Annotated in this window: 9 protein-coding genes; 3 read left to right on the plus strand and 6 right to left on the minus strand. The window is 40.3% G+C overall.

Translation table 11 applies throughout. From position 1 onward, the window contains the following. Window positions 1–23: 23 nt before the first annotated feature. Window positions 24–2,279, minus strand: coding sequence for an outer membrane beta-barrel family protein (locus ACED20_RS04435; RefSeq protein WP_294240708.1), 2,256 nt, complete (start codon window positions 2,277–2,279; stop codon window positions 24–26). Window positions 2,280–2,606: 327 nt separating this feature from the next. On the opposite strand from ACED20_RS04435, the gene ACED20_RS04440 reads away from it, so the two are divergent. Beyond that, window positions 2,607–4,391: a carboxypeptidase-like regulatory domain-containing protein gene (locus tag ACED20_RS04440; protein WP_294240710.1), complete on the plus strand. Its 1,785-nt coding sequence runs from the start codon at window positions 2,607–2,609 to the stop codon at window positions 4,389–4,391. 159 nt (window positions 4,392–4,550) lie between these two features. Here the strand turns inward: ACED20_RS04440 and ACED20_RS04445 are convergent, their stop codons facing one another. The 5 genes from ACED20_RS04445 to ACED20_RS04465 all read right to left on the minus strand — a co-directional run bounded on the left by ACED20_RS04445 (window position 4,551) and on the right by ACED20_RS04465 (window position 10,447). Then, window positions 4,551–4,889 carry a DUF3817 domain-containing protein gene (locus ACED20_RS04445; protein ID WP_294202450.1) on the minus strand — a complete coding sequence of 113 codons (339 nt, stop codon included), beginning with the start codon at window positions 4,887–4,889 and terminating at the stop codon, window positions 4,551–4,553. Between the two features lie 97 nt (window positions 4,890–4,986). Continuing rightward, a complete protein-coding gene (gene nadD, locus ACED20_RS04450) occupies window positions 4,987–5,571 on the minus strand; it encodes a nicotinate (nicotinamide) nucleotide adenylyltransferase (RefSeq protein ID WP_378103611.1) in 585 nt (194 codons plus the stop codon). 21 nt (window positions 5,572–5,592) lie between these two features. Beyond that, window positions 5,593–7,305, minus strand: coding sequence for a single-stranded-DNA-specific exonuclease RecJ (recJ, locus tag ACED20_RS04455; RefSeq protein ID WP_294226101.1), 1,713 nt, complete (start codon window positions 7,303–7,305; stop codon window positions 5,593–5,595). 66 nt (window positions 7,306–7,371) lie between these two features. Next, window positions 7,372–8,745: an alpha-amylase family glycosyl hydrolase gene (locus ACED20_RS04460; RefSeq protein ID WP_378103612.1), complete on the minus strand. Its 1,374-nt coding sequence runs from the start codon at window positions 8,743–8,745 to the stop codon at window positions 7,372–7,374. 79 nt (window positions 8,746–8,824) lie between these two features. Further along, the gene (locus ACED20_RS04465) at window positions 8,825–10,447 is read right to left on the minus strand and encodes an ABC-F family ATP-binding cassette domain-containing protein (protein ID WP_294226095.1); all 1,623 of its coding nucleotides are present in this window, start codon (window positions 10,445–10,447) and stop codon (window positions 8,825–8,827) included. A 193-nt stretch (window positions 10,448–10,640) separates the two neighbouring features. Here ACED20_RS04465 and smpB point away from each other — a divergent pair, with 193 nt between their 5' ends. Both smpB and ACED20_RS04475 read left to right on the plus strand, forming a co-directional pair. Beyond that, window positions 10,641–11,099 (plus strand): SsrA-binding protein SmpB, encoded by a 459-nt coding sequence (gene smpB, locus ACED20_RS04470; protein WP_294240719.1) that lies wholly within the window; start codon window positions 10,641–10,643, stop codon window positions 11,097–11,099. Between the two features lie 77 nt (window positions 11,100–11,176). Continuing rightward, entirely contained in the window at window positions 11,177–12,664 is a 1,488-nt protein-coding gene (locus ACED20_RS04475) for an OmpA family protein (protein ID WP_294202440.1), read from the plus strand. Window positions 12,665–12,726: the final 62 nt, after the last annotated feature.

Raw genomic sequence — 12,726 nt, forward strand, 5'->3', positions numbered from 1 at the left:
ATATCTTAGGAGTGGCTGTACGCTTACGTTCTGGATTTTACGGCATCATTGGCAGATTTCATCTCCCTGGTTTTTTTTAGTTTCTGGTTACCAAAATTATAGGTAGCACCTACACTGAAAATTCTCGGATACTCAAAGCTGGTCATATTGTTATAACTTCCGTCAGGCTGGGTTCCCCTGAGCTTATAAAAGTTCTGATTAAATGCATCATATACTTCTGCCAGGAAGGTCCAGTTCCCCATGATCTTCTTTACGTTAATGTCCAGACTCTGTCTTACACCTACTTCTCCGATTTCCGCTTTGCTTTTTCCGGCGAAGAAATAATTGATTCCCAGGAACCAGTCTTTTTTGGAAGAAAGACGGATGCTGTTATTAAGCTGTGCCGAGAAACTGAGATTTTTTATATTGATTATGTAGGGGGAAATAATTTCGGTCTGTCCCGGGTTCGGCGTGGAAGTAGGATCTTCGCTTACTTTACCTGCATATACGGCATAGACCAGATTGGCAGAGTAGTTGGTTGTCCAGATCTCTTTGAACCAGGCTTTGTTCATACCCAACGTCAGGCCGAGCTGTTTGTTGTTCCCATAATTGGTTCTGATATATCTCAGGAACTTGGCTGTGGTCATTTTAGGATTCCCGTCGGAATCAAGGACAACGGTTCCGTTGCTGTCTTTCTCAGGCCGGGTTAATGTTCCCTGTAACGGGATCTGGCCTGAAGCATCTCCTGCATAATTAAAGCTCAGATTAGCATAGAAAGCATTCTTGAATATATAATTGATCTCCTGATTATAAAACTTGGAAGCCAGTATGAACGGGTTATTCTGAGTATAGTTATCCGGAGTAAAATAAGTTCTTGACGGATTGAGTTCCCAGAATCTCGGTCTTCTTACCCTGCTTGAAAAAGTATAGCTGAGGTTGTGATCTTCACTAATGGCATAATTTAGATTAAGATAAGGAAGCAGATTATTATAGTTTCTGGTAAAGCCGGTTTTTCCTAAGATCTCCCCAGTGCTCCTGGTCATCTCGTAACGTGTTCCGATTTTTCCGGAAATCTTTTCATTAAGTTTTCTTTCGTAGGTAACATAAGCCCCTAGAATATTTTCTTTGTAAATGAAATGGTTGGTCTGGTTAGGATCATTAACGAAATCGGGGCTCTGGTAGACATCTTGTCGGGTATCGTTATCTGTATTCGTGTTGTTATAGCTGATTCCCATCAGCCAGGAACCTCCTTTGATGGTTTTCTGCAGATAGTCTACATTAGCCGCATAATTGTTGATGATTTGTGGTACCCACTGTTTAAAAGCGCCATACGAATTGTCTTTATCCGCGTAAAAAGGAAATGTTTCATTGATGCTGTACTTGTCCCGGTTAAACCACAAATAAGACACATTAGAAGTCAGTTTGCTTCCCAGAGAGTCTGTTTTTACCTCATAATTTACATTGAACGAATGGTTCCTTGTCTGGGCATTTTCATTATTTACGGTCCTGTTTTTTAAGATTCCGTTTTGAGTGTTCGTAATGTCTAGGACGGAATTAAAGCTTTTATTGTATCGCATGTTGTACGTGAATCCTACATTTTGCTTTTTATTGATTTCATAATCCATATTGATGCTTCCTCCGACATTTTTATTCGGATCATCGTTGAAGCCGTATGATTCATTCATGTACGTCGAATTTCCGTTAGACAGCCTGTATTTTTCCCGTTCCGTCCAGCTTCCTACACTCATATTCGTATTGACGGCCAGTTTATCTCTTCTGAAATTAAAAGAAGCACTGGTGGAGGGATTGTTATAATAAGCCTGTTCGTTCTGTACCTTCAGTGTTCCGTTATACCCATTGTTCCTGTTTTTTTTCATGACAATATTAATTACTCCTTCACTGGACTCCACCTGGAACTCACTGCCGGGAACAGTTATTACTTCAATCTTCTGTATATCTTCCGAAGGCGTATTTTTCAGCATTTCTATTAATGCATCAGCATCCATATTGGATTTTTTGTTGTTGATGTAGATCACCGCTTCAGATTTACCCAGAATCTTTAATGTTTTACCATCTATACTGGAAATCATTGGTGTTTGCTTCAGGAGATTGAAAGTGTTGGTTCCTTTAGCCACGGGTGATGAGGCGACGTCGTAAATAAACCGGTCATTTTGCTTTTTAAAAACCTGCTTTTTTAAAGTCACCGCTTCTATGTTTTTAGTTTTCAAAGTGTCGGATTTCTCTTGGGCGAAAACAAATCCGGAGAAGAATATGGCGGCGATAAGAATCTGAGTTTTCATGATTTTATATTTTAGAGATTTTAATAGCTTGTATTTATTATTATTTAACATTGCAAAGATATATAATAAATTTAGTATCATGCAATACAAAGTACTTAAAATGTTTTTGATTTAAAATTAATGTTTTGATTTTCAGTGATTAAAATTTATATTAAAATTTTTTGATCGGTTGATTTTATATTAATTAAACAGTTCAGATTGAAATTCTATTACATATTCAACCTTAATTTTTTAAAGTATTATGAAATATTTTATTGTTAATCGAAAAGCATAGGATGCAGTTTAAATTTTATGATTAATTTAGTGCAAACTTAAAATTAATAGCGTATGAGAAAAATTTACATGCTTTTTTTGTTATTATCATTAATTTTTTCCTGTAAAGAGGAATCCCTCTTGGAAATAAGTGATAATTCTTCAAATCCCCAATCCAGTTATAATTTTGGAAATGCCACGCAAAAGAATTTTCAGGGTGTCGTGCTGGATACCAACGGAACTCCCGTTTCGGGAGCGATAGTGACTATCGGAACAAGTACGGTGACAACCAACCTTAAAGGGCTTTTTGTATTTAAAAATGCTTCGGTAAAAGAAAATTTTGCACACGTAAAAGTAACCAAAGCGGGTTATGTAAATGCGTCGAGGGTGTTGGTTCCTACCAATGGAATGAATAAGGTAAATATTATGATGATCCCGGCGACGACAACTTCTACCATTTCTTCAGGCTCAGCTTCTACGGTTTCTCTGCCTAACGGAACAAAAGTGAAGTTTGACGGAAGCTTTAAAGATGCAGGTGGAAATGCTTATTCAGGAAGTGTAAGTGTTGCTTTGTTTAATTTAGCTTCCTCAAATCCTTATCTGAACGAATTGATGCCGGGATCATTTCTGGCTACCAATTCAGGAGGAAATGCAAGGGTTATGGAAACTTTCGGAATGCTCCATGTGCAGCTGACAGGAAGCTCAGGACAGAATCTTCAGATTGCAAATGGTCATACGGCAGAAATTACAGTTCCTGTTGATGCTTCACAAAATTCATCTTCGCCGAATACAATTCCGCTCTGGTCTTACAATGAAGAGACGGGAATGTGGAATGAAGAAGGCGCTGCTACAAAAGTCGGAAATGCCTATGTAGGAACGGTAAGCCATTTCTCATGGTGGAATTGTGATGCCCAGTTTGAGCAGGCAACCATGAAAGTGACCGTGAAAAATGCTGCAGGTGTGGTTTTACCCAATATGAAGGTAACCTTAAAAAGAGCTTCCCAAACCTACGAGTCCTATGGCATCACAGATAATGCAGGGATGGTTTCCGGAATTGTTCCCGCAAACGAAGTTCTTACGCTCAAAGTTTACGGCATTTGTGATAATGTAATTTATACGTCCAGTGTAGGTCCTTTTGCAACAGGAAGCATAACGGCGATTCCCGACATTACCGTGAACCCGCCTGCATCTACGAATTATATCATCCAGGGAAACCTGAAAACGTGTGCAAATACGGATGTTACGGACGGTTATGTAACGCTTCGTAATGTTGGGGCAGCAAATTATTTTAATTATTTATCTGCTCCTGTAAGCAGTACCGGGAATTTTAATTTCAATACCTATGTATGTAATTCGACTCCTCAGTTTATCTATGAAGGATTTGATGTGACGAATCTTCAGACCACCGGGGAAATAACTTTTACGGCTGCTGCCAATACGGTCAATTTAGGAAATATTACCGTTTGTAATTCAGTAAGTGAATTTATCAGTTATAAAATAGACAGTCAGCCGGTAACTTATGTACTTGGCCCGTTCAATGCGAAATGGTATTCCGTTAGTACTCCGGTTAATCCGAACATACCTATAAAACAGTTGAGGATAGATTCACAGAATACTGTAGGAGCGTATTTTTCCATGACACAGAATAATATGATGGGAGTTCCGGCAAGTTTTACGACAGATTATTTTTTTGGAATTTCAAATGCGGATATTACACCTATGAACAGTAATCTGGTGGTCAATATCATCAGCTTTGGCGCCGTAGGAGACTATATAGATTTTACCGTCAACGGAACGTATACCAACACTTCCGGAAGTCACACCCTTACGGCTACAGGCCATGTAAAGCGTGATCTTTAGATGTATAAATAAAATAAGGAGTCCGTCTCACAACTAGTGAAAACGGACTTTTTTTATGATTTTTCTCGACCTCGACCTCCTCTCCTGTATGAGAATGATTTTCGTACAGTCGATTCTCAATCCACATCATTGAGTTATGAGACTGATTCTTTTATGCATTTATTCCCGGTCAAAGCGGGCCAGCTTTTTATCGATCCAGATGGTTGCAAAAGGAAAGAAAGCTGCAATTAAAGCAAAGACGCTGTCTTCGTCGTCCCAGGCAAATATCTTTCTTACGGCAGGCAGGAACAGAAGGTATAGGGTAAAAAACAAACCGTGGATGCTGCCGATCGTGCTGATGTAAACAATCGGGAAAATATCTGTAGGATTGGTCCGGATCCAGATCATTGCCGTAAACAGGAAAAACCAGGAAATGGCTTCTGCCAGACAGATGTTTTTAAACCACCGGATCACTTTTTCCTGCGGGTATTTCGAGAATAATTTTTCTAGGAAATTCATAATTGTTTAATTGACGGTTCAGTAGCAATCTCATAACCGGGATTCAGAAAACTTCCAGCTTCCTTCTTCCTGCGTCCAGCCTGAAACATTAACAAATTTACTTATAAAAACTGCTTCCGTCCAAATACTCAAAAACTTCTGGTGGCAGCATCGGTCTTACATTCTTTCCAGTTCGTATCATATTCCTGATTTCGGTAGCGGAAAGCTCTATAACCGGAGCTCTGATCAGGGAAATATTTTCATGCTCCAGCAAATCGGAATCTTTTTTCTCACCTTCAAAAATTCTCGGGTAAACAATGATGTGGTGGTTTTTAATTAAGGTGTCCGCATTTTTCCATTTGTGGAGGTTGATCAGGTTATCCTCACCCATGATTAAGCTGAACGAATAGTCAGGGTGTTTTTCGTGAAGATAGGCAAGGGTATCGATGGTATAGCTGGGTTGAGGCAATGAAAATTCGACATTGGATGCCCGCATCTCCGGATAGTTTTTTATGGCAAGCTGTACCATATCCAGGCGGTTATGATCTTTCAGCAGCGATTTTTTTTCCTTAAAAGGGTTTTGCGGGCTGACTACAAACCATAGCTCGTCCATATCCGAATGCTCCAGGATATAATTTGCCAGGATAAGATGTCCGATATGAATAGGATTGAATGAACCGAAAAAAAGGCCGATCTTTTTCATGTATCGCAGAATGAATGATTATTAATCCCTGAATTTTACGTCTTTAATATTCAGGTAATGCGTAACATTGCCTTTCCAGTGGTTTTCCTCCAGTGTAAAAGCAAGGTCAAAATATTTATTCCTGAAATCATCCGCAAACTGCCCCAGCTTAAAGCCTACACATTCGATATTTCGTCCGGTAGATTCCTGCCTGATGTAAAACTTGAGGTGGTTGTTGTCTTTCCCCATCGTTTTGATATAGCCGGAAACCTTTTGGTTTGTCAGCGTCAGGATCGGTTTCATGTTATGCGGGCCGAAAGGTGCCAGTTTTCGGTGGAAATTGATGAATTCCCGGTTGATCTCGTCGATCTGAATTTCGGAATCGATCGTAATGGAAGGTTCCTTCTGATGGTCTTTGATCTTCTCGGAAACGACCCTTTCAAATTTCTCTTTAAAAGCATCAAATTTCGATTTCTCCATAGAAAGTCCTGCCGCGGCATGATGTCCCCCGAATTTAAGAAAATATTCCGAGCACATATCCAATGCTTCATGTACATCAAAATCGGCTACGGATCTTGCCGAAGCCACCATTTCCCCATTATTTCCGTCTGTAAAAACCAACGTTGGTTTATAATAGGTCTCAATCAACCGGGAGGCTACAATTCCGATAACGCCTTTGTTCCATTCCGGATGATAAACGATGGTGGTATATTTTGTTTCCTGCTGGGATTCGATAACCTGGTTTAAAGCCGAAAGGGTGGAATTCATATCCAGCTCTCTTCTTTCGTCGTTCAGGTTCATGATGTCGCTGACAATCTGGTGTGCGTGCTTCAGGTTATCTGAAACCATAAGCTCAACAGCTGCTTTTCCATGGGAAATTCTTCCCGCAGCGTTAATTTTCGGAGCAATTTCAAAAACAATATTTGAAATTTCAAAATGCGAAAGTTTGTCTTCAGGAATTAATAGCCGTAAACCTAAATTTCTCGTTTTACGCAGTATTTTAAGTCCCATTTTAGCCAAAACCCTGTTTTCACCGGTCATCGATACAATATCGGCGGCGATGGAGATGGCAAGAAGATCGGTAAGTTCGAACAATTCCGCTTCCGGAAGCTTGTAAATGGTATTTAATCCCTGGCACAATTTAAAGCCGACCCCGCATCCGGAAAGTTCCTTGAAAGGGTAGCGGCAGTCGCTTCTTTTCGGGTCCAGAACAGCAACGGCGTTCGGAATCTCTTCGCCGGGAAGGTGGTGATCACAAATGATAAAATCGATACCTAAATTCTGGGCATAATTGATCATATCAAGCGCCTTGATCCCGCAGTCCAGGGCGATGATCAGGGAAAATCCGTTTTCTTTGGCAAAATCGATGCCTTCCGTGGAAATTCCGTAACCTTCGGAATTCCTGTCGGGAATATAATAATCTAAATATTTTTTCTGAACAATTTTACTGAGGTACAGGTACATCAGGGCAACGGCTGTTGTGCCGTCCACATCGTAATCTCCGTAAACCAGTATTTTTTCTCCGTTTTCGATGGCTGTAGCGATGCGTTCCACTGCTTTCTGCATATCTGCCATTAAAAACGGACTGTGGATATCGGTAAGGTTCGGTTTAAAAAATTCTCTGGCCTTTTGATAATTGTCAATTCCCCTAAGAACGAGGAGTTTAGATTCAAAAGTTCCAAAACCAAGAGACGAACTTAATCCGTCCACGATTTCCTCATCGGGTTCAGGCTTGTAAATCCATTTTTGACTCATTTCACAAAAATAGGGAAAATTTTTTTAGAAACTGTGTTAAATACTGTAGGCTCGACAGGATAAAATTTATTTATTCTTTATGAAAACCATGTAATCCCAGGCTTTAAGTTTCAGCGGGGTTTTGTCCTGGGAAATGATGAAAGGGCTTCCGGAAAACAGTTCTCTGTAGCTGTTTCTGAGATATTTTGAATCCAGTTTTACTTCCGCATCCTGATCGGAGAAATTAATTACCGTAAGAACGGCATCCCCGTTTTTCTCCCGGTAAAAAGACAGGATTTTATTCATCTTGTCATTCGTAACACGTTCCATTTCGCCACCCCATTTTCCGTTCCACAATGCCTGATTGTTATGTTTCAGGGTAAACAGTTTTTCATACATCAAAGCAAACTTATGGTTTTTCCACTCGATCGGATCTTTCTCGAAAAAAGCGAGGCTCCGGTTCAGGCCTGCTTCCTGCCCGCTGTATACCAAAGGCATTCCGTTAATAGTACTGCATAGGACCATAGCCGCTTCAAGCCCGTCTCCGAAATTCGAAAACTGGTTTCCTTCCCAGGAATTTTTATCATGGTTATCTGTAAAGGTCATCCGGTAAGAATCAAAAGGAAAGCTGTTGACATCATGGGCCATGTATTCGAAAAGTGCCGGTGCACCTTTCTTTTCCATGGTGGCCTGTTTCAGTTTGTCCCAGAGCGTCCAGGAATAAGTCATATCAAAAGACTTTTTATACAGATCCCGGGATTCCCATTCGGCGAGCATGAAAACCGGTTTTATCTCATCCAGTTCCGCCCTTGCGTTTTCCCAGAAATCGACAGGGATAAATCCTGCTACATCGCAGCGGTAGCCGTCGATATTGGTTTGCGAAACCCAATATTTGAGTGCGTCGGTCATGTATATCCTCAAATCCGGGTTGTTATAATCGAAATCGATCACATCATCCCAATCGTACCATGGCGTCGGCTGGAATTTCCCTTCCCGCGTTTGGGTATACCAGTCCGGATGCTGCTGTGCCAGGGGATTGTCCCAGGCCGAGTGGTTTCCGACCCAGTCGATGAGCACATACATTCCCATGCTGTGGATTTTATTCACCAGATTCTTAAAGTCGGCCAAAGACCCGAAATCAGGATTGATGTCTTTGAAATCTTTCACCGAATAGTAGCTTCCGAGACTGCCCTTTCTGTGAAGTTCCCCGATCGGATGGATGGGCATGAGCCAGATAATATCCACACCCATTTTTTTCAGCCGGGGAAGATGTTTCTCAAATGCTTTAAAGGTGCCTTCCGGAGTATACTGCCTGATATTGACTTCGTAAATCGTTGCGTTTTTCGTCCATTCCGGATGCTTAATTTCCACATAAGGCTTCGGCCGATACCGTGGATCTCTGGACTGACCGTAAGTTGTAAAAAAGCACAGCAGAATTATGAGATAAAATAACTTTTTCATGATGGGCAATTATTTACCCTAAGGTATAAATAAAAAAGCGTTCCCGGCGGAAACGCTTTAAATTCTATGCGAACGGATGTTATGAATACATCTTCTCTCTTAATTCTTTTATCTTTTTATCAGCAAGATATTCGTCGTAGGTCATTTCACGGTCGATTATTCCGTTTGGTGTCAGTTCAATGATCCTGTTACAAACGGTTGAAAGCATTTCGTGGTCATGAGAAGCCAATAAAAGATTTCCTTTGAAGTTGGATAATGAATTGTTCAGCGTGGTAATACTTTCCAAATCTAAGTGGTTGGTAGGTTCGTCTAACAAAAGAACATTTGCCTTCTGAAGCATCATTCTGCTGAACATACATCTCATTTTTTCACCTCCGGAAAGTACTTTACAGGATTTTAAAGCCTCATCACCGGAGAAAAGCATTCTTCCCAGAAATCCTCTCACGAATTCTTCGTGACGCTCTTCATCGTTTTTAGTGAATTGTCTTAGCCAGTCTACCAGGCTGATATCTTCCTGGAAGAATTTGGTATTATCTAAAGGCATCTGAGACTGGTTAGTGGTAACTCCCCAAGCTACGGCTCCTTTATCCGCTTCAATATTTCCCGCTAAAATTTCGAAAAATTCTGTAATGGCTAATGAATTTTTAGACAGAACAGCAACCTTATCTCCTTTTTTAAGATTTAAATCGATGTTTGAGAACAGCAATTCTCCGTCTTTTGTTTTTTCAAGACCTTTTACATCCAGAATCTGGTCTCCTACTTCTCTTTCCATTTCAAAAATAATCGCCGGGTATCTTCTGGAAGAAGGCTTGATATCGTCGATGTTTAATTTATCGATCATTTTCTTTCTTGCTGTTGCCTGTTTAGCTTTAGCAACGTTGGAACTGAATCGGGCGATGAAGTCCTGAAGTTCCTTCTTCTTTTCTTCCGCTTTTTTGTTAGCCTGTGCTCTTTGTCTTGTCGCTAGCTGGGAAGCCTGGTACCAGAAAGAGTAGTTACCGGTGTAAAGGTTCAGTTTCGCATAATCCAAATCTCCGATGTGTGTACAAACCGTGTCTAAGAAGTGACGGTCGTGCGATACAACGATTACGGTATTTTCGTAATCTGCCAGGAAATCTTCAAGCCATGAGATCGTATCAATGTCAAGGTCGTTGGTAGGCTCATCGAGAATCAGCACATCCGGGTTTCCGAAAAGGGCCTGTGCCAATAGAACTTTTACCTTGTCCTTGTTTTCAAGCTCGCTCATCATCTGCCAGTGCATATCGTCTTTAATCCCAACGTTGGAAAGCATGGTCTGTGCATCAGATTCTGCAGTCCATCCCCCCATTTCGTCATAGATTACACCCAGTTCACCAGCTTTGATCCCGTCTTCATCAGAGAAGTCTTCCTTCGCATACAGGGCATCCATCTCTTCTTTTATCTCGAATAATTTTTTATTACCTCTCAAAACCGCTTCAAGCACCGTATACTGATCATAAGCAAAGTGATCCTGCTCCAGAACAGACATCCTTTTTCCAGGCTCAAGCGATACGTGTCCTGTTGTTGGGTCCTGTTTTCCGGTCAATATTTTAAGGAATGTAGACTTTCCTGCACCATTTGCTCCGATAATCCCGTAGCAGTTTCCTTTCGTAAACATAATGTTTACCTCGTCAAAAAGAACTCTTTTCCCGAATTGTAAAGATAAGTTAGATACTGTTAACATATAGTTTTGTAAATTTGGCGCAAAAATACGAAAAGAATTTGGGTATTTCGTAATAATGTAATTGTCAAGTTTTTAAATATGGGATATTTTTTATATATTCCATCAGATAAATAACCTTTCGGTGGGAAGTTCTCCGGAAGGAATTGCCTCAAAATGCATTCTTATTGCATTATCCTAAATAGAACAACTTAAAATGAAGATTGAAAAAACAGTAAATATAGTAAACAGAAGAGCCCGTTTTGAATACGAAATCCTTGAAGAATTTGAAGCAGGAATGGTTCTTACGGGTACGGAAATAAAATCTTTGCGCTCTTCAAAAGCATCCATTGCAGAATCCTTCTGTCAGTTTATTGATGGGGAATTGTACATCATCAACATGATGATTGACGAATATAAACTGGGAACTTTTTACAACCATAAAACAAAAAGGGAACGGAAATTGCTCTTGCACAAAAAAGAATTACAAAAACTTGAAAAAAAGTTAAAGGATGCAGGCAATACGATCATACCTTTAAAATTATACATTAACGACAAGGGAAAAGCAAAGGTCCTGATTGCGCTTGGTAGAGGGAAAAAACTCTTTGATAAAAGGGAAAGCATAAAAGATAGAGAAAATAAACGAAACCTCGACAGAATATTAAAGAAAAGTTAAAAATCAGCGTGAAAACTTTGTATATAAAGAAAAATTATATTTATTTTGCATTATCAATTATTTAATCATTTAATTCTATGAAAAATCTAAAATTAGGAATTTCAGCATTGGCACTTACTGTTGCTTCTACTGTGTTCGCTCAGACTACCAACAATCCGTGGTTGATCGGGGTTGGTGCTCACGCGGAAAATCACCTTGCACAGGGAAGTAATTTCAGTAATACATTCTCTGCTAGAAACTTGACAAAAACAATGTTCAATGTGAACAATTTCTCTATTACTCCACCATTATCAAAACTTACTGTAGCTAGGAACATCGGTAAAGGTTTGGTAATCGACTGGCAGACAACTGTTGGGAATGTTGAAAACAAAAGATTCAACATGGGGAAAGAGTTCATGTTAATGACAGGTCTTGGTTTCCAGGCTAAAGCTGCAGGGCTTATCTGGAATGAAGAATCTTGGTTCGATCCATATTTAAGAGTTGGTGCTAACTACCTGAGACATGATTATACTTCGCTTACATTCCCAAGAATGGATGCTAACGGTGTAATGGTGAGCAATGGAGATAACGGTAACGAAAATGGTAAAGCTAACTTCTTTGCTGTTGCTGCAGGTGCTGGTGTTAACTTCTGGTTAACGAAGAACTTCGGTTTAGGAGTACAGGGAGATTACGTAGCTACTCCTGGAGATAAATCAAACGTTGCTAACTTCTGGCAAGCTTCCGCATCTCTTAACTTCAGATTCGGAAACAGAGACAGAGATAAAGATGGTATCTTAGATAAAGACGATTTATGTCCTGATACACCAGGTTTACCGGAATTCCAGGGATGTCCTGATACAGATGGTGACGGTGTTCCAGATAAAGACGATCAATGTCCAGACGTAGCTGGTCCGGTTGAAAACAACGGATGCCCTTGGCCAGATACAGACGGTGACGGTGTAATCGATAAAGATGATGCTTGTCCTACAGTTGCAGGTCCTGCAGAAAACAACGGATGTCCTTGGCCAGATACAGACGGTGACGGTATCCTTGATAAAGATGATGCTTGTCCTACCGTACCAGGTCTTCCAGAATACAACGGATGTCCTAAGCCAAGAACTGTAACAGCTAAAACTGTTGAAGAGAAATTAGGAAGTGTATTCTTTGATTTCAACAAAGCGACAATCAAAGCTGAATCTAAGCCGGCTCTTGACGAGGCTGCTGACCTGATCAAGAAAGACGGAGGTAACTATCTGTTAGAAGGTAGAACTGATGCTAAAGGTTCAGAAGCTTACAACCTGAAATTATCCAGAGAAAGAGCTGCTGCTGTAGTTGCTGCTTTGGATGCAAGAGGGGTTGATGCTAACGCACTTAAATCTATCGGTATTGGTAAAGCAAAAGCTACTGTACCTGCTACAGCTTCTGATGCTGAAAGACAAGTAGACAGAAAAGTAGTGGTAACAGCTATCGAAGATGCGGCTCAGTGGAATGCTCTTAAAAAGAGAGATTACGATGATCCGACTCCGGTAAAAGTTAAAAAAGCTCCGGCTAAGAAAAAAGCTCCGGCTAAAAAAAGAAGAAAATAATTAAATTTTTCTAAATATAAATACCTCCAGTGTTCTGGGGGTATTTTTTTTTCGTCGACTTT

The sequence above is a fragment of the Chryseobacterium sp. sg2396 genome (genome assembly GCF_042610505.1).
GTDB lineage: Bacteria > Bacteroidota > Bacteroidia > Flavobacteriales > Weeksellaceae > Chryseobacterium.

What these genes read in the sequence shown, in the direction of transcription:
- ACED20_RS04435 (WP_294240708.1), bottom strand. Translation starts at nt 2,279, where the DNA reads ATGAAAACTCAGATTCTTATCGCCGCCATATTCTTCTCCGGATTTGTT.
- ACED20_RS04440 (WP_294240710.1), top strand. Translation starts at nt 2,607, where the DNA reads ATGAGAAAAATTTACATGCTTTTTTTGTTATTATCATTAATTTTTTCC.
- ACED20_RS04445 (WP_294202450.1), bottom strand. Translation starts at nt 4,889, where the DNA reads ATGAATTTCCTAGAAAAATTATTCTCGAAATACCCGCAGGAAAAAGTG.
- nadD (WP_378103611.1), bottom strand. Translation starts at nt 5,571, where the DNA reads ATGAAAAAGATCGGCCTTTTTTTCGGTTCATTCAATCCTATTCATATC.
- recJ (WP_294226101.1), bottom strand. Translation starts at nt 7,305, where the DNA reads ATGAGTCAAAAATGGATTTACAAGCCTGAACCCGATGAGGAAATCGTG.
- ACED20_RS04460 (WP_378103612.1), bottom strand. Translation starts at nt 8,745, where the DNA reads ATGAAAAAGTTATTTTATCTCATAATTCTGCTGTGCTTTTTTACAACT.
- ACED20_RS04465 (WP_294226095.1), bottom strand. Translation starts at nt 10,447, where the DNA reads ATGTTAACAGTATCTAACTTATCTTTACAATTCGGGAAAAGAGTTCTT.
- smpB (WP_294240719.1), top strand. Translation starts at nt 10,641, where the DNA reads ATGAAGATTGAAAAAACAGTAAATATAGTAAACAGAAGAGCCCGTTTT.
- ACED20_RS04475 (WP_294202440.1), top strand. Translation starts at nt 11,177, where the DNA reads ATGAAAAATCTAAAATTAGGAATTTCAGCATTGGCACTTACTGTTGCT.